The organism is Algorimicrobium echini, from assembly GCF_900115185.1.
Classification (GTDB): domain Bacteria; phylum Bacteroidota; class Bacteroidia; order Flavobacteriales; family Flavobacteriaceae; genus Algorimicrobium; species Algorimicrobium echini.
This window is the reverse complement of the sequence record NZ_FOVN01000007.1, coordinates 89,726-111,364: the sequence shown is the minus strand read 5'-3', so window position 1 is coordinate 111,364 and position 21,639 is coordinate 89,726. Positions and strand designations below refer to the sequence as shown.

The window sequence follows — 21,639 nt, the reverse complement described above, 5'->3', positions numbered from 1 at the left end:
TCTGTAAAAAACAACAATTGAGTCTGTTTTAATTTAACACCTTCTTTTTTTGTTCGATTTTTAACCTATTATCATAAAAAACCAACTCAAATGGAAGATATTATTAAAATTGCTATTTACATCCACGCGTTTTTTGGAGGTATCGGACTTATTACTGGAATAGCCAGTATTATTGTGAAAAAAGGGAGCAAAAACCATAAACGAATGGGTAAATTATTTTCAATTGGTATGTTTACTAGCTCACTAATTTCTGTTCCAATTTCTTGGATGCCCAATCATGAAAACCTATTTCTTTTTGTAATTGGTGTCTTTACCATGTATTTAGTTTTAAGCGGAAACCGAGCATTGACCTTCAAAAATAAAGCACAAGCCAACTGGATTGACAAATCTATTTCAGGAATCATGCTCCTATTTTCTATTTTCATGATGGTATTTGGTATCTATTTAATCTTTAAAAGTAATACTACCAGTGTACTTTTCCTATTTTTTGGAGTTTTCGGGTTGAGACTCACTTGTATAGATTTTAAATTTTTTAAAAATCCCCAGAATTCCAAAAATGCGTGGTTAATTGCTCATCTTATAAAAATGAATGGTGCTTTAATTGCATCCATAACAGCTTTTGTAATTGCTGGAGTTGGTATAAGTAATCTAATAGCTTGGTTAACCCCTACACTTCTAGGAACTATTTATATTGTGTACTGGAAGCGTAAAACAAAAGCCAAAATGTTAAACAAACAGACGGCTAACTGAAAGCGTTTTAAAACTATAGATAAAGTTTAGTCATACAGCACACATATTTTTTATTCTAACTAGTTTATCAATAATGAAGTCTGTATATTCTAGCTCATAAAAAACAACATATTATGGACTGGATTTACAAAATAAGCGACCCAATTTTAATTACCTTTTTAGCAAGTATTTTAGTTTTTATAGTTGTTATCCTGCTAACACGACTTGTTGGCCTTCGGTCTTTTGCCAAATTTACTGCTTACGACTTTGCTTTTACCATTGCTATTGGTAGTATCATTTCGGCTACACTAACATCTAGTACAACGGTTGCTCATGGCTCCACTGCTATTACCAGCTTATTGATATTAACTTTTATATTTTCGTTTTTACAAAGACGTTTTCCTGCTTTAAATTCGCTGATTTCCAATAAACCTTTATTATTAATGAAAGGAAATAACATTCTGGAAACCAACTTAAAACATGCTCGAATTCACAAATCGCAACTCATTGCCAAATTACGCGAGGCAAATGTGACTAATTTTGACCAGGTGCTTGCGGTTGTTCTGGAATCTACTGGTGATATTTCTGTATTACACAAGGCATCAAGTTCTGATTCTGTTAACATGCAGTCGGATATTTTAAGAGGTGTCAGAGAAACCCCATGATTCAGTAATTTTTATATCTTTAATTTTTTAAATATTTCCAGAGCTAAAAATGAACAAAATACACCTCGTTATTACGCTACTCTTAATATGCTTGAGCTGCAATAACCGTTCGCAATACAACGACCCAATTCCTACTCATGATAATTTTACTATTGAATCCGTTTCAGTCCACGAAACACGCGTAATTAATGTTTGGACACCACCTACTTATGCAACTTCGGAACAATCCTTTCCTGTACTTTATATGCCAGATGGTGGTATACAAGAAGATTTCCCACACATAGCTAATACACTCGCCAAACTTATTGCCGAAAAGCAGATTCCACCATTAATTTTAGTTGGGATTGAAAACACGGAAAGAGGTCGCGATTTAACGGGCTCTTCTGAAGTAGAAGCCGATGCGGAATATTGTCCAATTACGGATGGTGCCAAAAATTTTCGTGCGTTTATAAGCAATGAATTAATACCAGATATAAATAAAAAATACCGAACAACAAACCAAAAAGGCATTATTGGCGAATCGTTAGCAGGACTTTTTGTAATAGAAACGTTTATGTTAAATCCAGAAGCGTTTGATTTTTTTATTGCTATGGATCCATCATTATGGTGGAACGATTTCAATTTAGTAAAAGAAGCTAAAAATCATTTGAGTCAGTTTCCAAATAAATCCAAAAAAATATGGTTTGCAGGTTCTGGTGCCGAAGATATTTCCAAACACACTAGAAATCTTGCAACCATTTTTAAAGAAGCAGCACCCGAAAATGTAACGTGGACCTATTCCGATGAACCGAATGAAAAACACAATACTATTTTTAGAGCAACGAAAGAAAAAGCTTTGGTTTGGAGTTTTGATTAAGTTTGTTTTAAAAAACAAAGAACATTAATCTATGATTGACAATATTGTTGCTTATACCATAATTTCACTTGGTAATAAATACTATTGGAGGCACCATTCGATGGATTTACGGCTCAATTTGGCGAACAATTTTTAAGAAACCTAAATTTAGTTTTAAAGAATATCTTTATGGTAAAAAAAAATCTAAAGATCATTGGGACAGGCAACATATGTTTAATAATGGGTTTGTGGCTATTATATTTTTAATAATTTTAGGTTGGATTTTAGTTTAGAAAAAACTTAAAAATAATTATTAGAATCAATTTTTAAGTTTTGAATCATAATATCCTCATATACAAATTTCAAAACCCTAAAACGAACAGAATCTAAAACAAAAAAAGCACAATCCTCCGATTGTGCTTTTCGCTTATTATATTTTGAGAGCCCTTTTTTTAAAGGGATTTTTAAATCTCGCGATTAGAGTCCCAAGCCTCTAAATAATCTTTAACAGCCTTTACAAACTGTCCGCCTAACGCACCATTTACAACACGATGGTCATAAGAATGCGATAAGAACATTCTGTAACGGATGCCAATAAAATCGCCTTCAGGTGTTTCTACAACTGCAGGTACTTTACGAATAGCACCCAGTGCTAAAATACCTACTTGCGGCTGATTAATAATTGGTGTACCCATAATACTGCCAAAGGTTCCCACATTTGTAACTGTGTAAGTACCACCTTGGATATCGTCTGGTTTTAGTTGGTTTAATCGAGCTCTATTAGCTAAATCATTTACCTTTTTGGTCATTCCAACTAAATTTAACTGGTCTGCATCTTTAATAACAGGTACAATTAAGTTACCATCGCCTAAAGCTGCTGCCATACCTAAGTTAATATGCTTCTTTTTAATAATGGTATCTCCTTGCACAGAAATATTCATCATTGGAAAATCGCGTAACGCTTTGGCAATTGCTTCCATAAAGATTGGTGTAAAGGTTAAGTTTTCACCTTCACGCTTCATAAAGCCATCTTTCACTTTTTTACGCCAATTCCATATTTTGGTAACATCAGCTTCAATAAAACTCTGAACATGTGCCGAAGTTTGAACTGATTCCACCATGTGATGCGCAATTAATTTGCCCATTCGGGACATTTCTATAATTTCATCATCACCTGAAGCTACTACTGGAGCTGCTTTTGGTTTTTCTGTTTGTTTAGGAGCTGCTGGCTGTGTTGGTTGTGATTTTGGTGCAGACGAACGATTTTCTAAATACGCACGCATGTCGTTTTTAGTAACACGTCCATCTTTTCCAGTTCCTGGAATAGCATCTAATTCATCTTGAGAAACGCCTTCTTTAGTTGCCATATTTTTCACCAATGGTGAATAAAACCGATCATCTGAAGATGCTACTGGTGCAGCCGTTTCTTGTGCAGCCGTTACTGTTTTAGCCACTTCAGCTACAGGAGCGGACTCTTTTGTAGGCTCTGATTTTGGAGCTGAATCAACAGCTACTGAATCGCTTTCTGTTTCTATAATAGCAATGGTCTGACCAACTTGAACTACATCGTCCACGTTAAATAACACCTCAACTAATACACCATCTACTTCACTAGGCACTTCACTATCCACTTTATCTGTTGCAATTTCAAGAACTGCTTCGTCTGCTTCAATAGTATCGCCCACTTCTTTTAACCAAGATGTAATGGTTGCTTCTGCTACACTCTCTCCCATTTTAGGGAGTTTTAATTCAAATTTTGCCATATCTGTAACTAAACCGTATGTTTTTTAATTTCGACTGCAAAATTAATGAAAAATCATCAAATTCATTGCAGTTTTATTATTTAATTCTTTTTTAGTAGGTGAATTTCACCACGATTTTTTGAACTGTTACTACCAATTATAAAATCGGAATTGTTTGGTAGAATTTTAAATGAAATACCTTCGTTAGCCTTTAAATCGGTAATATGCTGAAAAATTGATTTATAGGAAAAGGTGTTGGCGTCAAAAATAACTTCCGTAAATGGATCTACATGAATTACTTTTTTCACTAAAGAAACAGGCTTTTCTAAATTTGTTTCTAGAATGTGTGATGTTTCTTGAGTTAAAAACACGTAAGATTGCCGTTTGGGTTTTACCACTACAGGTTCTGAACGTATTAAATATGCTGCGCGAATTCCCAACCACACCATACTATCAAAAAAAATATTATTTTTAAAGTGCTTTTTATAGAAAATTTGCATGGCGCCATAAAACCGTTTCGCGTAATTAGCATCTTTCAAGGTGCTTTCGCCTTTATAGTGAATAATTGTTGTGCTTCCATTATAGTAGTTGGTATAACCAGCTTTTAGGACTTTGTATGATAGGTCAATATCTTCACCATACATAAAATAGTCTTCATCAAAACCGCCAACTTTTAAATACACATCTTTTTTAAGCAACATAAAAGCACCTACAAAAATGGGCACTTTACCAGTTTCATATTCACCCAATTGATTGGCGTAATAGGAATTGGGATTTCCTAATAATTTTTTAAGCGCAACGGCTGGTTTCGGCACATTACGTTTACTTTCGGGTAGAAATTTACCGGTTCCATCCATGAGTCGGCAGCCAACAATACCCAAATTATCTTGCTTGTCTGAAAAATCTAGAAGTATTTTAAAAGTATCTTCTGCAACAATGGTATCCGGATTTAAAATGCATAAATACTCGCCTTTTGCTTGTTTAACACCTAAATTATTGCCTTTTGAAAAACCATCATTCGAAGGGTTTTCTATTAAAATAACATTTGGAAACAAGGCTTTCACCATCGCGCAACTCGTGTCAGAGGACTGATTGTCGACCACAATAATTTCGGCATCCAAACCTTCTATTGCTTTCTCGACGCTTTTTAAACAAAGCTCTAAAAAATAGCGAACATTATAATTTAAGATGATGACAGATAGTTTCAAATACTTACGATTTTAGGGATGCTTCAAAAGGAATGCGGTTAACAATACTGCGTCCAAGGGTAATTTCATCGGTATACTCTAACTCATTGCCTACTGATATTCCTCTAGCAATGGTAGATGTTAGGACATTATAGTCTTGAATTTGTCGGTAGATATAAAAGTTGGTGGTATCGCCTTCCATGGTGGAACCCAATGCGAAAATGAGTTCTTTTACATCACCTAACTTTACTTTTTCTACCAAAGATTGAATATTCAAATCCTGCGGACCGATACCATCCATAGGCGAAATTTTACCACCCAAAACATGATATAAACCTTTAAAAGAACTGGTATTTTCAATAGCCATGACATCGCGAATATCTTCAACCACACAAATTACATCACTAATCCGATTGGGATTGGCGCAAATTTCACACAACTCCACATCACTAATATTATAACAACTTTTACAAAATTTAATGTCTGAACGCATGGTTTTTAAAGCACCTGCTAACTGAACCGTCTGGCTTTCAGGCTGATTCAACAAGTGTAAAACCAAACGCAATGCCGTTCGCTTACCAATTCCTGGTAATTGCGACATCTCGTTAACAGCTTTCTCTAAAAGTTTTGATGAAAATTCCATAGCCGCGAATTTACGATTTTCCATTTAAGAATTGCATATACAATGGTAATTTGTATTTTGGCTGAACATTTTATAGCTATATGAGTCCAACGCAGATTATTCTTTTAATTGCAGCCTATTTCATTGTTTTAATTCTAATTTCCTATTTTACAGGACAAGAGGATTCCAATGACTCCTTTTTTAAGGCCAATAAATCGGCTCCTTGGTATTTGGTAGCTTTTGGAATGATTGGCGCATCCTTATCTGGTGTCACATTTATTTCAGTTCCAGGAGCTGTAGAAACCAAACAGTTTGGATATTTACAGGTGGTATTTGGTTACTTTTTTGGCTATTTAGTAATTGCCTACGTCCTTTTACCACTGTATTACCGGATGAACTTAACCTCCATTTACACCTATTTACGAGATAGATTTGGGAATACTAGTTACAAAACAGGCTCGGTTGCGTTTTTAATTTCTCGTACTGTTGGCGCTGCCTTCAGACTCTTTTTGGTTGCCAAAGTTTTACAGCTTTTAGTATTTGATAATTTAGGCATGCCTTTTCCAGTAACTGTAATTATTACCATTGCGCTTATTTGGTTATACACGTTTAAAGGTGGTATTAAAACGATTATTTTTACAGATACCTTACAAACACTGTTCATGTTAATTTCGGTAGTTGTTACCATTTCATTTTTAGCAACCGCTTTAGATTTAAATGGCATTTCTGAAATCTATACAAATGTGAAAGATAGTACCATGAGTAGAGTCTTCTTTTTAGACGACTCTAACGACGCACAATTCTTTATAAAAAGCTTTTTAGCTGGTATGTTTATTACCATTACCATGACTGGTTTAGATCAGGATATGATGCAGAAAAACCTAACCTGTCGAAATTTAAAAGATGCCCAGAAAAACATGGTTGTTTTCAGTATTGTACTCATTTTCGTGAATATTTTATTTCTAGCATTAGGATTAATGTTGACGCAATATGCTCAACAAAATGGGATTACGGCAACCAAAGATGATTTATTTCCAACAATTGCTATGTTGCCTGAAATTGGTATTTTAACCTCCGCATTTTTTATTTTAGGGTTAATTGCTGCGGCTTATTCTAGTGCTGATTCTGCTTTAACATCCTTAACAACTTCATTTTGTATAGATATAATTGAGCTCGATAAAAAACCTGAAAACAAACAAAAAGGTATTAGGAAACGCGTTCACATTTTGGTGAGTATCGTTTTAGTGGCTGTTATTATCCTATTTGATTCATTATTTAAAGATGTATCAGTAATTTGGGAATTGTTTAAAGCTGCTGGTTATACCTACGGACCCTTATTAGGACTATTTGCATTTGGAATTTTAACTAAAACCGAGCTTAAAGACAAGTATGTTTGGATCATTGCATTAATAGCGCCAATACTATCTTATTTTATAAATATGTATTCAGCAGAGTTGTTTAACGGTTATAAAATAGGTTTCGAAATTTTAATTGTAAACGGGCTCCTTACCTATTTGGGTTTAATACTGATTCGTAGAAAGTAAAACAAGCGTACAAGCTACTTCACTTTTAATATTTGCAGCATCCAATAATTTATAAAATTCGGGATTTTCCGTTCCAGGATTAAAAATAACACGTTTCGGGTTCAAAGAGATAATATACTCGTAATAGTCCACCTGACGCTGAGGATTTAAATACAAGGTAACCGTTTCAATATTCGTATAAGGTTTTAGTTCTGTATCAATGGATACTCCAGAAACCGTTCCTGATCGTAATCCAAAAGCTACCACATCATGCTGGTAATTAACCAAACGGTTTATAGCAATATTAGAATACCGGTTAGGTTTTAAAGAAGCGCCTATTACTAATGTTTTTTTACTCATAGCTGTTAATTTAGCGTTAAACTCATTTATATAGTGTAACGTTTTCCAAATGTAATCGTCTATATTGATAATAACAAATATTTAATAGTCTGCGTAATAGTTGATGGTTAGTGTTAGTGTTTGACTATTAAATACAGAAAACCCAAGGTGTAAAAGCTTTGGGTTTTTGCTTTATGTGTTAAATGATAGTTAAAAATGTTAAGGTTTGAAATAAATGCAGACTTTTTACGTCTATATAGGTAAGTGATAAGTTTTAAGTAATTTTTAAACTATTTAATTTATAGTTTAGTGTTAGTTAAATTGGTTAATAGTAGAAAACCCGAAGCAGCAATGTTTCGGGTTTTTTTATGAGATAAATTAAAATTATTGTTTTTAAGATTGGCTACACTGAATCTTTAGCCTATTTAGAAACATCTTCCTACGAAGGAATTTGTTACCATTTAATGATGACACTTCCCCAAGTAAAGCCACTACCAAAGGCGGCTAAAACAACAGTATCACCTTCTTTAATTTTCCCTTGTTCCCAGGCTTCAGTTAATGCAATAGGAATGGAAGCAGCTGTGGTATTTCCGTACTTCTGAATATTATTAAATACCTGATCGTCTGACAAACTAAATTTCTTTTGAATGAATTGCGAAATACGCAAATTCGCTTGATGCGGTATTAACATATCGATAGCATCCACAGGTAAGTTGTTTTTTTCCAGACCTTCCATAATCACTTCACTAAAACGTACTACGGCATTTTTAAAAACAAACTGACCATTCATGTGTGGGTAATAACTTTCGTCATTTGGATCGTTATCAGCTAAAATATCATTCACCCAGCGTTTTCCCATACCTGGTGCCACCAGAACCAATTCTTCAGCATGTTCGCCTTGCGAATGTAAATGAGTGGATAAAATTCCTTTACTAGTATCTTCTTCACGTGTTAAAATAGCAGCTCCTGCACCATCACCAAAAATAACGGAAACACCACGTCCACGTGTTGTTACATCTAATCCATGAGAATGCAATTCGCTTCCAATAACTAAAATGTTTTTATACATTCCTGTTTTAATAAAATTATCAGCAACCGATAATGCATAGACAAATCCAGAGCATTGGTTTCTAACATCTAAAGCACCAACCGTTTTAATATTTAATGCATGTTGCACTTGCACGCCTGGACCTGGAAAATACATATCTGGACTTAAGGTTGCAAAAATGATAAAATCAATATCATCTTTATCTATTCCAGCACGTTCAATAGCCACTTTAGCAGCTTTAACACCCATGGTAGCTGTAGTATCATCTGACCCTTTTACAACCCAACGACGTTCTTTAATACCTGTTCGTTCTTGAATCCAAGCATCATTTGTATCCATCAATTTAGACAAATCGTCATTGGTAACCACATTATCAGGCACATAATGACCTAAACCAATTATTTTAGAATTATACATTGAAAATTATTTGTTATTAATTTCTGAATCCGGATTGGCATCTGGAGGAAATTGCATGATTAATCTGCGCGCAATTTAACCAATTCCAAGCTAAGAGTTTTCAAAAGCGAATTGTATTCGTTATGCATGCATAGCAAAGAAGCTTTTCTAATAGTTAAGTTCACTACCTCACAAAAATGTTTTTGGTATCTTTAGGCTTCCAAAAAATTAAATCCATTTAATATGAAATCAATTCTAGCTACGTTCCTCTTTTTATTTGTTATTTCAGGCTTTTCTCAAGAAAATCTCACCTACCAAAAACCGCATCAAAATATTTTAGAATTAGCGGAAGCTCCTTTAGCTCCTAGCATTCGAATGGATAGTAAAGGTGAAAATATTGTATTCCTTTACCGAAGTGCCTATAAAACAATTGAAGAACTCTCGGAAACCGAAATGCGCTTGGGTGGTTTACGCATTAATCCGGTTACCAATATTGGCAGCCGTACGCGTTATAATACAGACATTAAAGTTAAAAATGATAACACTGGCAATCCAAAAACAGTTTCGGGATTACCAGAAAATGGCAGGTTTGCTAATTTTTCATGGTCGCCAAACCAGCAATTCATGACCTTTACCAATACGGTTTCTATTGGAGCTGAATTATGGCTATTAGACATCAAAAATGCACAAGCCAAAAAACTTACAGAACCTAAATTAAATGCCAACATGGGCAATCCTGCTGTTTGGCTAAAAAACAGTGAAGCGCTTTTAGTGAAAATGCTTCCAAAAAATAGAAAAGCATTAATTAACACCAAAGAAGCAGTTCCAACGGGTCCAACCGTTTCTGTGAGTGAAGCTGGTGTAAAAGCTCAAAACCGAACCTATCAAGATTTATTGAAGAATCCTAATGATGAGCATAATTTTGAACAATTAGCACAAGCCGAACTATATAAAGTATCTCTTAACGGATCAGCGAGTCTTTGGAAATCAGCTGATATGTATGGCGACATATCCTTTTCACCTGATGGAAACTATGTGATGATTACCACCATTAACAAACCATTTTCCTATTTAGTCCCTTACTATAGATTTCCTTCTGAAACTACCATTTATAAAGCCAATGGCGATTTGGTTAAAACCATGCTCCAAGTACCGTTGATTGAAGATTTACCACAAGGCTTTATGGCAGAACGTACAGGTATGCGCGACCTTAACTGGCGAAATGATAAGCCAGCAACCTTATATTGGGCGGAAGTTTTGGATGGTGGCGACCCAGAAAACAAGGTCCCTTTCCGTGATGAAGTGTTTCAGCAAGAGGCGCCTTTTAATGGTACCATTACCTCGCTTTTAAAAACTAAAGATCGATTTAGTGGTATTACTTGGGGAACTGACAACCTTGCCATTGCAAACGATTATTGGTGGAACACACGAAACACCAGAACTTATGTGTTTAATCCGTCCAACACTAACGAAGCGCCAACAGTTTTGTTCGATAGAAATTATCAAGATGTTTACAGCAATCCTGGCAGCTTTGTTTACACTAAAAATGACTTTAATGAATATGTATTAGATGTCAATTCTAATAAAGCTTTTCTAATTGGCGATGGTTATAGTGATGCTGGAAAATTTCCATTTATTGATGAAATAAATTTGGAAACCCAAAAAACTAAGCGGCTATATCAATCTACCCTAACTGACCAAGTAGAAAGTATTAGTTCAGCTATTGATGCAAAAGATGGTACATTTTTAGTACGATTAGAATCTAAAAATGAATTTCCAAATTACTACATTCGGAATATTAAAAAGCGTAACAGCTTAACACCTTTAACCACGTTCGAAAATCCGTTTAAAAGCATACAAAACGTAAAAAAAGAAGTGATTACCTACAAGCGTGATGATGGTTTGGATTTGTCAGGTACGTTGTACTTGCCAACCAATTACGAAAAAGGTAAAAAGTACCCAATGATTTTATGGGCTTACCCTAGAGAATTTAAAGATAAAAGTAGCGCTGGGCAAAACACGTCCAGTTCTAATGAGTTTACTTATCCATACTATGGTTCGCCTATTTATTGGGTAACTAGAGGCTATGTAGTATTGGATGATGCTGCTTTCCCAATTATTGGTGAAGGTGACGAGCAACCAAACGACACCTTCATAAAGCAATTGGTAGCCAATGGGAAAGCCGCTATTGATGCCGTGGATGCCTTGGGGTATATTGACAGAGATCGTGTAGCTGTAGGTGGCCATAGTTACGGAGCATTTATGACCGCTAACTTATTAGCACATTCCAATTTATTTGCAGCAGGAATAGCTAGAAGTGGCGCCTATAATAGAACATTAACACCATTTGGTTTTCAAAGTGAAGAGCGCAACTATTGGGAAGCGCCAGAAGTATATTATAACATGTCGCCTTTTATGCATGCAGATACCATGAAAACACCCTTATTGCTTATTCATGGTGAAGCTGATAATAATTCAGGAACCTATCCTTTGCAAAGTGAGCGTTATTTCAACGCCTTAAAAGGGTTAGGCGCACCAGTTCGTTTGGTTATGTTGCCAAGAGAAAGTCATGGTTATGCAGCAAAAGAATCTATTTTGCACATGCTTTGGGAACAAGATGAATGGTTGGAAACGTATGTGAAGAATAAAAATACCGTTGAAAAAACTGATGAATCTATAAAAAACTAACACTAAATAATTGAATCCACCATCAATGAAAATAACATATTTCAAAATGCCATTCCCACAAAGAATGGCATTTTTTTATACTTTAAATGTCAGTTTGTCACGTTTTAACACTTGGTACTTTTTTTGACTCTACCGTAAACAAATAATGACGTTTAACAGGTTCTCACGTTTGTGGGAATAATTTAATAAATTAAATTTATGGCAAAAGGAAACATTAATGTATCGGTAGAAAATATCTTCCCACTCATTAAAAAGTTTTTATACAGTGATCACGAAATCTTTTTACGTGAGCTGATTAGTAATGCAACCGATGCGACTTTAAAATTAAAACATTTAACCAGTATTGGCGAAGCTTCTGTAGAATACGGGAACCCACAAATTGAAGTAAAAATTGACAAGGATGGCAAGAAATTGCACATTATAGATCAAGGTTTAGGTATGACGGCCGAAGAGGTTGAAAAATACATCAACCAAGTAGCATTTTCGGGTGCAGAAGAGTTTTTAGACAAGTATAAAGATTCTGCCAAAGATTCTGGAATTATCGGTCATTTTGGTTTGGGTTTCTATTCCGCATTTATGGTGGCTGAAAAGGTAGAAATCATTACCAAATCTTACAAAGATGAACCAGCAGCACATTGGACTTGCGATGGTAGTCCAGAATTCACATTAGAAGCAGCAGATAAATCAGAACGTGGCACTGAAATTATCTTGCATATCGCTGACGATTCTACCGAGTTTTTGGAAGAAGCACGTATTCGTGAATTGCTTTTAAAGTATAACAAGTTTATGCCTGTTCCTATTAAGTTTGGAACTAAAGAAGTAAATGATCCAGATTTTACACCAAAAACCACAACCGATAAAGATGGTAAAGAAACAACGGAACCACACAAACAAATTACGGTTGATAATATAATAAACAATCCAAATCCAGCATGGACCAAATTGCCAGCCGATTTGGAAGAATCAGACTATAACAGTTTTTACCGCGAGTTGTACCCAATGCAATTTGAGGAACCGTTATTTCATATTCATTTAAATGTAGACTATCCATTTAACTTAACGGGAATCTTGTATTTCCCAAAAATGACCAACGACCTCAACATTCAAAAGGATAAAATTCAACTGTACCAAAATCAGGTGTACGTTACCGATAATGTAGAAGGCATTGTTCCAGAATTTTTAACCATGTTACGTGGTGTTATTGATTCACCAGACATTCCATTAAACGTATCACGTAGTTACTTACAAGCCGATGGTGCTGTTAAGAAAATAGCTTCTTATATCACGCGTAAAGTGGCTGATAAATTAAAATCCCTTTTTAATAATAATCGCGAAGATTTTGAAAAGAAATGGGACGATATTAAAATTGTTATTGAGTATGGAATGCTTTCCGAAGATAAATTCTTTGAAAAAGCAGATGCGTTCGCATTGTACCCAACGGTTGATGGCAAATATTACACCTATGACGAATTATTCAACGCTATAAAAGCCAAGCAAACTGATAAAGATGGTAAGTTGGTTATTTTGTACGCATCAAATAAAGATGCACAACACAGTTACATAGAAGCAGCTAAAGCTAAAGATTATGAGGTGTTGTTATTAGATTCGCCAATCGTATCGCATTTAATGCAGAAGCTAGAATCTAGCAAGGAGAATATAACCTTTGCTCGTGTGGATGCCGATCACGTGGATAATTTAATTAAAACCGATGATGCCAAAATTTCTAAATTATCAGACGACCAAAAAGGCGCGCTTGAGGACTTGCTTAAAGAGATAATTCCTCAAGAGAAATTCTCGGTACAATTAGAAGCTATGGATAGTGACGCATCACCATTTATGATTACGCAACCGGAATTTATGCGACGTATGAAAGAAATGCAGCAAACCGGTGGAGGCGGTATGAATATGTTTAACAATATGCCAGAAATGTATAATTTGGTAGTGAATACAAATTCCGCTTTAGTAGGCGAAATTTTAGAAACCAAAACCAAGAAAAAGCAAGAACGTTTAATTACACAGAGTTTGGATCTAGCGCGACTTTCACAAGGTTTATTGAAAGGTGAAGAGTTAACCAACTTTATTAAACGTAGCTACGAGATGATTAAATAAGTAGCTCAATTAAATAATAATAATAATATAAAAAAACCACTTCTTAACCGAAGTGGTTTTTTTGTGGAATTAAGTTACGTAGAACTACGTACTTAATTAGTTGTTTGAATTTGTTAGATTTGGGGTGTATATAATACACATCATTCACTATCCGCATGCGTTGTAAACAATACGAAACAAACTATGAAAAAATTTCTTATTATATTATTTTTTACAATCTATTGTAATAAAATTCAATCGCAAGATTATGACATTTTTTATTATATGAACTATGCGTTCTATCTCGGCGAAATGGGCAACAAAAATGATAATTTGAAAATTGGGTTTTTGAATAAAAAAGGGGAAATCATAATAGAACCAGAATATTCCGATGGATTAAGTTATATGAACAATATTGCCAATGTTGTCAAAGACAGCATATCAGGCTATATTGATAAACAGGGTAACTTACAGCTTTTTCCACAATTTAAAAAAGCCTACTGGAATGGTAATATTGGCTACGCCATAAATGATAAGAAAGATTATGCTATTATTGACATGGATGGGAATAAAATAACTGATTTTAAGTATAAAAATTTAAGACAAACAAGCGAAAAATATATTTCAGTTAAAGTAAACGGTAAATGGAATTTTATTGATACCATGGGTAATAACATTTTCAATGATTCAATTAATGTGGTAGACAAAGGAATATTCAATTCTGTAGCTGTATACCGAGGGAACAATAGAAAATTAGGAATTATTCATATAAATGGTACTATAATTACAGAACCGATTTACAATATTATTTATGGACAAAATTATTCAGAAAATTGGATTGTTAAAAAAGATGGAAAATACGGAGTCATAAATAGTCAAGGTGAAATTATTGTTCCATTAATTTATCAAAAAATTACTCATGTTGTAAATGAGAATGACCCAATAGCTGTTAGACTAAATAATAAATTTGGTTATGTAAACCACTCTAAAGAAATAATCCCTTTCGACTATGATGAAGCTCTTCCTTTCATAAACGGTATAGCTAGAGTCAAAAAAGATGGTCTTTATCATTATATCAATAAAAAAAACAAGATTCTTTGCTCGTTTGAACATGAAGGTGGTTGGAATGGACAAGAATATTTTTCAGATAATTTGTCAATTTTCAAATTGAATGGAAAATATGGTTATATAAATAAAAAAGGAGAAACAATTATAAAACCAATTTTTGATAGTGCCAACAACTTTAAAGAAGGAATGGCTCTAGTCCAAAAAGAGGGATTATATGGTTTCATAAATCAGAAAGGGGAAATCAAAATTCCTATTAAATATGAGATTTTATCTAACCTTGTGGATGATAGAATTATGTTTGGTATAAATTAAATTACGACACACAACAAAGCACACAACAAAAGCAAGTTCAATAAAAAAAACACCTAATTCCCGAAACGGCCAAACCACTTCTTAACCGAGGTGGTTTTTTGTACTTGAAATTTCTTACACACAAAACCGTTAGTACAATCTCAAAATAAATATTTTATCATTAAAAGCAATATATTTATCGTTTATAAATAAATATTTATCTATATTTGTTGCATAATTTTAAATATAACGATTATGTCACAAACCAATACCTTCGTTTTTACAGGCCTCAAAATTGTAGCTTGGATTATTTTTGTTGGCCTTTGCATTGAAGCAGGCGCATTACTTTTCAATTTTATTTTCAGTATTTTTAAACCAGAATTTGTTGAGAATCTGTATCAAAAATTAGATTTAACAGATTTGCAATCTAGCAACATTTGGGCATTTTATGGCATGTATAGTTTTATCTTGTTTATAGCCCTGCTTAAAGCTATCTTATTTTATTTGGTTATTCTGATGGTTACCAAAATAGATTTGGAAAAACCTTTTAACCAATTGGTGGCAAAACAGATTACCAAAATTAGTTACTACACGTTTTCTATTGGACTAATAAGCTATATAGCAAGACAGACGGCTAAAAATTTACAACATCATGGGTATGACATTGATAAACTTAACCAGTTTTGGGCAGATAGTCAGGCTTATATTTTAATGGCAGCCGTTATTTATGTCATAGCCATCATTTTTACCAAAGGAGTGGCATATCAAGACGAACTAGAAGAAACGGTATAAACTATGGCAATAATTGTAAATTTAGATGTTATGATGGCAACCCGAAAAATGTCACTTAACGAATTATCGGAAACTGTAAATATTTCATTAGCCAATCTTTCTAAACTCAAAACAGGAAAAGTTAAAGCCATTCGGTTTAGTACACTAGAAGCCGTTTGTGAAGCTTTAGATTGCCAGCCAGGCGACATTTTGGAATATTCAAACGTGGTATAGAAATTGAAATACATTGCAGAACTAACTATTTAGGTTATTAAATTTTAGACCTAATCAAGCTCATAGCAGTTGCTTTTGGCGATTTATGTTCTGATTACAAGTGTTTTAAAATTTTGTACTATTTTAGCTACGGTTAGTTATTGAAATTAATTCTATTTAAGCTTTTAACACAGCTACATGAAACAAGTTTACTTATACGTTCTTTTTAGTATTTCGTTTGCATACACGTATTCACAAAATACTAATAGTAACTACGAACAGTGGTTGTCTTTACTAATTAAAGGTGACAATGCTTTAAAAGCACAACAAACAGACAGTGCTAAAATCTATTATCTAAAAGCAAAGGATTTTTCAGCAGTTCATTTATGGAGTCATCCAGCATACATGTACTCATTAGACCGACTTATTTCTAATGCCAAACCCCTTCAACTTCAAAATTACACAAGTAATTATTTAGCAGAGGTTCAAAATAGAACCCAAACTATTTTTGGAAACGCTCATCCCTTTAGCACCTATGTATCTGACTCATTAGTAGATTTAGTAGCTTATATGTCAGGTAATAAAAATCTAGCAAACACGTATTATTATAAACTAGATGGTTTTTTTGAGAAGACAGACAAAACTGATATATCCATTGTGCCATTCGCAAAAGAGTTAGCGCTAAATAGTTTTATGACAAACCAAAACCAAAATGGTCAATACTTTTTTCAATATTGGAAACCACATAAAAACACAGGTTATGAGGAGTATAAGAATATTCATCTTATTTGTAATCTTAACGAAGCAAATACACGCTTTGAAGAAAATGAACCTAAAGAAGCCCTTACCTATTTAATTAGAGCTTACACAATAATGGAAACAGATTCTTCACTAGAAGACCTCTATGGTTTTGATATACGTGACAAGCTATTCCATTACTATCGAGATACTAAAGAATATGACTTGGCTACATATTATGGCTTAAATTTAGACGACTATTATAAAACTAATTTTGGTGCAAAAAGTAATGAATATGTTTATATACTTAATGAAATAGGTTTTGCTCATGAAATGCAAAAAAACAATGAATATGCTTATGCCTATTACAATTTGGCCATGCAAATGATACTCACTAATTTAGACAAAGAGTTTACAGCTTATCCTGCTGTAAAGACTAATTATATTAATAGTTTACAATTACAGAACAAGCCCGATGATATTTTAGCATTTTATAAAAACGAAATATTGCTTTTTAATGCCAATAAAGTCTACAACACGAATTACCTAAAAGCTTTAAGAGACTATAAACAGATTGCTAGTAATAGGAATGACAACATAGAACACACCCGAATACTAAATCTTGAAATTGAATATTACGAGCTTAAAAACCTCTATGAAAGTGATTTTATAACTGCCATTTTTGAGTTAGCAGGTTTATATTTGTATAATTCCGAAAATTATGTTGCCACTCAAATCATAGATAAACACAGAACCAAGTTAGAGCTCGCTTTAAAAAATTCGGATTACAATGTTGGAGAATTTTATCGCTCCATGGCTGTTTTTGAGAATTCCAGAACCAATCGGGATCAGGAAGAAACCAATAAAAGAATACTAGACTATTGTAATAAAGCCATTTCTCATTTTAAAAAAAATAATACGAATTATACCTATTACGCTAACTTAATGATAGTAAGAGCCCTCGCAATATGGGCACTAGAAGGGAATTCCAAAGGACTCGACGCCTTTTATAGCCACAAACAACAATTGGAAAACCTTGGGCAAACCAAAACCGAAGATTATGCCAGTATGCTTTATTTAATGACCGAACTTACAGAAGGTCCAGATAAAAATGAGCAGGATTTAGAACTGATAGCTTCAGCCATGGCAATATATAAAGAGCTCAACCTCACTGCTTCAACCAATTACAATACAATCCGGAGCAAATATGGCACATTGCTGGTACAAGCAGAAAGGGCTTCTGATGCTGTTCCGTATTATTTAGAAACTTATGATTTTCATATTAATAAATTAGAAAGTGAAGCCGTAATAAAAAGTAGCACAGCTCAAGAATTTAAAATAAATCAGACGGTTTTGGACTTTTTTAGTGAAATACAGTTCGTAAATTATTTACTTAAAAACGCAAATAACGACCTATCAAAAAAAGCAATAGAAGCGTCTCTGCTTACAAAAAATCTAACTTTAAATATTTCAGGAAATATCCTCAACCAGCTTCGAAATCTAGAAAATGACTATGTTACAAAAAGGATAGAAGTATATACGGAATTAGCTTACCTTCAACTCTACTTAATGGACGTATTAAACAAAAAAGGTGATGAGGAAAGTTTAAAAGAAATACAAGGGCATGAAAAACAACTCAATGAATCGTATGCTGAACTAATATCCAGTTATTTTGAAAATCATAGCGAGAAACTAATAACACCCATTAACCATGATGATTTTAAATTAGGCGTTAATAGCATATTCATTGATTATTCAAGAATTAAAGATACTGAAAACAAATACAGTTATTTGGCCTATATTTATTCAAACAAATGGTCTCAACCACAAATAGTTTTTATTGCAACTGAAGAGTCAATTAATTCCATTTTACAACAGGGCAATCTTAAAAACTTAAGTTATAATACACGAGGGTCTGAAGGCTCTAACATTAATAATGCTTCAGTAGGCAAAGAGTTATACAGTTTGCTTTGGAAACCCTTACTACCTTATGTAGAAAACAGCCTAGAAATAAACTTTTCATTGTCGGGTGTTTTAAACAAAATCCCTATGGCAACCCTTCAAGATGAAGATGGCAAATTATTATTAGAAAAATTTAAACTTCATCAATTATCAAACGCTTCTTCCCTTTTAAGTACCACAAAAGTGGAACCCGTTTTTCAAAATTCAACCATTTATGGTGGTATAAATTATGACACCCAATACACGTTGAATTTAAAAAACTCATTTGGTTATTTGCCTGGAACCAAACAAGAAGCCGTTTCCATAAAAAGTATTATTCCTAACGCTACAATAATTACTGAGAAAAATGCCAGTGAAACAAATTTTAGAAATTTAACAGGAAAATCACCATCCGTCCTACATTTGGCAACACATGGATTTTATTTTGATTATAACAAAAATCCAGAAGGAGCTTTTGGCCGTAATTTTAAAACAGCCACAAACCCTTTAAAACGAACAGGTTTGTTATTAGCGGATGGCAATGAAGGTATCAATAGTATTTATCAGTCTGGCCAAGAAGAACAAACCGATGGTGTTTTAACGTCACTAGAAATTGCCTATATGGATTTACGGGAAACAGATTTGGTTGTATTGAGTGCTTGCGAAACTGGATTAGGAGACATTGATGGCGCTGAAGGTGTATTTGGCTTACAACGTGCTTTTAAAATGGCTGGTGTTGACTTACTTCTTATGAGCCTTTGGGAAATACCAGATGAAGAAACAAAGGAATTTATGACCTATTTTTATCAAGAAAGTTTGTCTCTAAAAGATGTAAGACAATCATTTAGAAACACACAATTGCACATGAAAAATTTATATCAGGATCAGCCTGAAAAATGGGCCGCTTTTATTTTGGTTGAATAATACCATCTTTAAACAATCATAATTACTACACAGTATCAAAAACAGCCTTTAGCCTGTTTATTAAAATCAGTGAGTTTATAAATATAAACACCCAATAATGACATGGTATATATAAAATTTACTATCAAAAACGACAGCACATTTACCGATTTTCAGATACTATATAACCATTTGATTGCCATAAGACAGCCAGGCTTTAAAGAAGATGAAGGCCCTGATTATGAATGGGATGATATGACAGAAGAAGAAGTGGACATAGCTTTAGAAGAACTCAATGCGTTTTTAGACACAAGTCCTGAACACCATAGATACAACAAATTCATTCCTGATTATGCTAAAGAATATCTAGAAAAATACGTAGAGTTCGATAATAACAAAATAGAAGCATTTGGAACTCATGATGTCTTATCAGTATTTAATTATTTAGAATACGGCTTTGAAGTAGATATGCATAATTTGAAAAAGACCAATGAGCAGTTTGCTATTGTTGAGTTTTCAACTGGAAACTATCCTTTTGGTGGTTTAGAACGTTTTTTAATTACCTTAAAAGCTTTCAATTTAACACCTTTTGAATATTTTGACGGATTTGACGTATGTGAAATAACATGGTATTCAAACTTTGAATACAACACCAAAAAAATTGAAGGCGAAAAACACTAACGAAAACACAGATTGCCCAAAGTAACAATATGGCTGCATAACTGTTTGGCTCATTTTTATGATAGTAGTTAATGCATTTACAGCCCTTTTAAATTTTCTAGCTAGCAATTCCTATTCGGAAACTTTTCAAGCTCCACATTCATAGCTTTAGCATTTTTAGGTGTTGCCAATGTTATTTTTGCTGTTTGTTTACTTCAATGGAATAAAAATTGGTTTTTGGGGACTTCAAACAACAAGCATGATTGCTTTAATAATTAATTTAAATATTGGAATTAGCGTTAAACAATCATTATTAGGTTTACTTGGCATCGTTGTTTTATATGCCGTATTTCAAATTAAAAAAAATGCCGTTCCTGCTTGGGATTATTTAAAATGACTCTGCCACCCAAAAAAACTACTCTAATAAGTTTTTTCAATAGTATTATAAATTAATTGCAGAGAATAATACCTGTGCATTTTTATAAATTAAGTATCTTCAATGAAAATTAAAAAAAGAAAAATTATGAAAAAATTAAATGTAATGCTGTTAGCGCTAGCGCTTTTTGCAGCAATTGGTGCACAAGCCCAAGACAACATGGAAACAAAAACCTCCAAGTTTAACATTATAGCTTTTGGTGGCATTGGTTATGGTATTATGGATAATGACAATGCACCCAATTATAACATGAATAGTAATACGGGCGATTTATTGTTAAACTACCGCATCCATTCAAAATTTGGGATTGCAACTGGTGTTGGCTTTAATCAATTAAGTGGAAACGGCTTTAATACAGTTGGTAATTTTTACCACGACCGTATGTTAGTTAGAATTCCATTATTATTAACCTTTAACAAAGAAGTTGCTGATAAGTTTAGCATAATTGGTCATTTAGGACCATATGCACAAAACGTTTTTAAAGATGAATATACATTCAATACAGCAAAAATAAAAGATGTCTATGATGGTTGGAATTTTGGATTTCAATTAGGCCTTGGCTTTGTTTACCAAATCGAACCACATTTTGGTGTTGGTATCAATTACACAGGTCAGTCAGATTTCACCCAATTAGAAACACGAAACAACCAAGTTATTTCAGACGAACAGAAGTTAAAAAACATGAATACATTTGGATTAATTTTGCAGTTTAACTTATAGGATTCATTAGTAATGAACTCAAAAATATAAACCACT

18 protein-coding genes are annotated in these 21,639 nt (G+C 33.6%); 13 read left to right on the top strand and 5 right to left on the bottom strand.

The genetic code is table 11. The annotated features are described in order from the left end of the window. Positions 1-90: 90 nt before the first annotated feature. From BM239_RS13930 to BM239_RS13920, 3 genes are all read left to right on the top strand, one after another. Complete coding sequence (locus BM239_RS13930) at positions 91-750, top strand: hypothetical protein (RefSeq protein ID WP_092209688.1); 660 nt, start codon at positions 91-93, stop codon at positions 748-750. Between the two features lie 113 nt (positions 751-863). After that, positions 864-1,394 (top strand): DUF421 domain-containing protein, encoded by a 531-nt coding sequence (locus tag BM239_RS13925; RefSeq protein ID WP_092209686.1) that lies wholly within the window; start codon positions 864-866, stop codon positions 1,392-1,394. A 49-nt stretch (positions 1,395-1,443) separates the two neighbouring features. Continuing rightward, positions 1,444-2,250 carry an alpha/beta hydrolase gene (locus BM239_RS13920; RefSeq protein ID WP_092209684.1) on the top strand — a complete coding sequence of 269 codons (807 nt, stop codon included), beginning with the start codon at positions 1,444-1,446 and terminating at the stop codon, positions 2,248-2,250. Positions 2,251-2,693: 443 nt separating this feature from the next. Here BM239_RS13920 and BM239_RS13910 read toward each other — a convergent pair whose 3' ends face one another. The 3 genes from BM239_RS13910 to recR all read right to left on the bottom strand — a co-directional run bounded on the left by BM239_RS13910 (position 2,694) and on the right by recR (position 5,801). Then, positions 2,694-3,992, bottom strand: a complete 1,299-nt coding sequence (locus tag BM239_RS13910; protein ID WP_092209680.1) for a dihydrolipoamide acetyltransferase family protein — start codon at positions 3,990-3,992, stop codon at positions 2,694-2,696. 80 nt (positions 3,993-4,072) lie between these two features. Then, positions 4,073-5,179, bottom strand: a complete 1,107-nt coding sequence (locus BM239_RS13905; RefSeq protein WP_092209678.1) for a glycosyltransferase family 2 protein — start codon at positions 5,177-5,179, stop codon at positions 4,073-4,075. A 4-nt stretch (positions 5,180-5,183) separates the two neighbouring features. Beyond that, the gene (recR, locus tag BM239_RS13900) at positions 5,184-5,801 is read right to left on the bottom strand and encodes a recombination mediator RecR (RefSeq protein WP_092209790.1); all 618 of its coding nucleotides are present in this window, start codon (positions 5,799-5,801) and stop codon (positions 5,184-5,186) included. 80 nt (positions 5,802-5,881) lie between these two features. Here recR and BM239_RS13895 point away from each other — a divergent pair, with 80 nt between their 5' ends. Beyond that, positions 5,882-7,324 carry a sodium:solute symporter gene (locus tag BM239_RS13895; protein ID WP_092209676.1) on the top strand — a complete coding sequence of 481 codons (1,443 nt, stop codon included), beginning with the start codon at positions 5,882-5,884 and terminating at the stop codon, positions 7,322-7,324. Here the strand turns inward: BM239_RS13895 and BM239_RS13890 are convergent. Next, complete coding sequence (locus BM239_RS13890; RefSeq protein WP_092209674.1) at positions 7,301-7,663, bottom strand: CoA-binding protein; 363 nt, start codon at positions 7,661-7,663, stop codon at positions 7,301-7,303. The genes BM239_RS13895 and BM239_RS13890 overlap by 24 nt on opposite strands. Positions 7,664-8,096: 433 nt before the next feature. Next, the gene (locus BM239_RS13885) at positions 8,097-9,107 is read right to left on the bottom strand and encodes a 3-oxoacyl-ACP synthase III family protein (protein ID WP_092209672.1); all 1,011 of its coding nucleotides are present in this window, start codon (positions 9,105-9,107) and stop codon (positions 8,097-8,099) included. 222 nt (positions 9,108-9,329) lie between these two features. Between BM239_RS13885 and BM239_RS13880 the strand changes: the two genes are divergently transcribed. The 9 genes from BM239_RS13880 to BM239_RS13840 all read left to right on the top strand — a co-directional run bounded on the left by BM239_RS13880 (position 9,330) and on the right by BM239_RS13840 (position 21,603). Then, the gene (locus tag BM239_RS13880; RefSeq protein WP_092209670.1) at positions 9,330-11,774 is read left to right on the top strand and encodes a S9 family peptidase; all 2,445 of its coding nucleotides are present in this window, start codon (positions 9,330-9,332) and stop codon (positions 11,772-11,774) included. 198 nt (positions 11,775-11,972) lie between these two features. After that, positions 11,973-13,883: a molecular chaperone HtpG gene (htpG, locus tag BM239_RS13875; protein WP_092209667.1), complete on the top strand. Its 1,911-nt coding sequence runs from the start codon at positions 11,973-11,975 to the stop codon at positions 13,881-13,883. 183 nt (positions 13,884-14,066) lie between these two features. Then, complete coding sequence (locus tag BM239_RS13870) at positions 14,067-15,242, top strand: WG repeat-containing protein (RefSeq protein ID WP_092209665.1); 1,176 nt, start codon at positions 14,067-14,069, stop codon at positions 15,240-15,242. A gap of 234 nt (positions 15,243-15,476) precedes the next feature. Beyond that, on the top strand, positions 15,477-16,013 hold the full coding sequence (locus tag BM239_RS13865) for a DUF2975 domain-containing protein (RefSeq protein ID WP_092209663.1): 537 nt from the start codon (positions 15,477-15,479) through the stop codon (positions 16,011-16,013). A 3-nt stretch (positions 16,014-16,016) separates the two neighbouring features. After that, positions 16,017-16,226 carry a helix-turn-helix domain-containing protein gene (locus tag BM239_RS13860; protein WP_092209661.1) on the top strand — a complete coding sequence of 70 codons (210 nt, stop codon included), beginning with the start codon at positions 16,017-16,019 and terminating at the stop codon, positions 16,224-16,226. Positions 16,227-16,403: 177 nt separating this feature from the next. Next, the gene (locus BM239_RS13855; RefSeq protein WP_092209659.1) at positions 16,404-19,808 is read left to right on the top strand and encodes a CHAT domain-containing protein; all 3,405 of its coding nucleotides are present in this window, start codon (positions 16,404-16,406) and stop codon (positions 19,806-19,808) included. Between the two features lie 102 nt (positions 19,809-19,910). Next, the gene (locus tag BM239_RS13850; protein WP_092209658.1) at positions 19,911-20,468 is read left to right on the top strand and encodes a hypothetical protein; all 558 of its coding nucleotides are present in this window, start codon (positions 19,911-19,913) and stop codon (positions 20,466-20,468) included. Between the two features lie 238 nt (positions 20,469-20,706). Continuing rightward, entirely contained in the window at positions 20,707-20,844 is a 138-nt protein-coding gene (locus tag BM239_RS15455) for a hypothetical protein (protein ID WP_177209052.1), read from the top strand. Between the two features lie 126 nt (positions 20,845-20,970). Beyond that, positions 20,971-21,603 carry an outer membrane beta-barrel protein gene (locus BM239_RS13840; protein WP_177209051.1) on the top strand — a complete coding sequence of 211 codons (633 nt, stop codon included), beginning with the start codon at positions 20,971-20,973 and terminating at the stop codon, positions 21,601-21,603. The last annotated feature ends 36 nt before the right edge of the window (positions 21,604-21,639 follow it).

Coding starts and splice junctions, on each gene's coding strand:
- BM239_RS15455 (WP_177209052.1), top strand. CDS start 20,707: ATGATTGCTTTAATAATTAATTTAAATATTGGAATTAGCGTTAAACAA.
- BM239_RS13855 (WP_092209659.1), top strand. CDS start 16,404: ATGAAACAAGTTTACTTATACGTTCTTTTTAGTATTTCGTTTGCATAC.
- BM239_RS13930 (WP_092209688.1), top strand. CDS start 91: ATGGAAGATATTATTAAAATTGCTATTTACATCCACGCGTTTTTTGGA.
- BM239_RS13920 (WP_092209684.1), top strand. CDS start 1,444: ATGAACAAAATACACCTCGTTATTACGCTACTCTTAATATGCTTGAGC.
- BM239_RS13880 (WP_092209670.1), top strand. CDS start 9,330: ATGAAATCAATTCTAGCTACGTTCCTCTTTTTATTTGTTATTTCAGGC.
- BM239_RS13850 (WP_092209658.1), top strand. CDS start 19,911: ATGGTATATATAAAATTTACTATCAAAAACGACAGCACATTTACCGAT.
- BM239_RS13840 (WP_177209051.1), top strand. CDS start 20,971: ATGAAAAAATTAAATGTAATGCTGTTAGCGCTAGCGCTTTTTGCAGCA.
- BM239_RS13895 (WP_092209676.1), top strand. CDS start 5,882: ATGAGTCCAACGCAGATTATTCTTTTAATTGCAGCCTATTTCATTGTT.
- BM239_RS13885 (WP_092209672.1), bottom strand. CDS start 9,107: ATGTATAATTCTAAAATAATTGGTTTAGGTCATTATGTGCCTGATAAT.
- BM239_RS13870 (WP_092209665.1), top strand. CDS start 14,067: ATGAAAAAATTTCTTATTATATTATTTTTTACAATCTATTGTAATAAA.
- htpG (WP_092209667.1), top strand. CDS start 11,973: ATGGCAAAAGGAAACATTAATGTATCGGTAGAAAATATCTTCCCACTC.
- BM239_RS13865 (WP_092209663.1), top strand. CDS start 15,477: ATGTCACAAACCAATACCTTCGTTTTTACAGGCCTCAAAATTGTAGCT.
- BM239_RS13890 (WP_092209674.1), bottom strand. CDS start 7,663: ATGAGTAAAAAAACATTAGTAATAGGCGCTTCTTTAAAACCTAACCGG.
- recR (WP_092209790.1), bottom strand. CDS start 5,801: ATGGAATTTTCATCAAAACTTTTAGAGAAAGCTGTTAACGAGATGTCG.
- BM239_RS13910 (WP_092209680.1), bottom strand. CDS start 3,992: ATGGCAAAATTTGAATTAAAACTCCCTAAAATGGGAGAGAGTGTAGCA.
- BM239_RS13860 (WP_092209661.1), top strand. CDS start 16,017: ATGGCAATAATTGTAAATTTAGATGTTATGATGGCAACCCGAAAAATG.
- BM239_RS13925 (WP_092209686.1), top strand. CDS start 864: ATGGACTGGATTTACAAAATAAGCGACCCAATTTTAATTACCTTTTTA.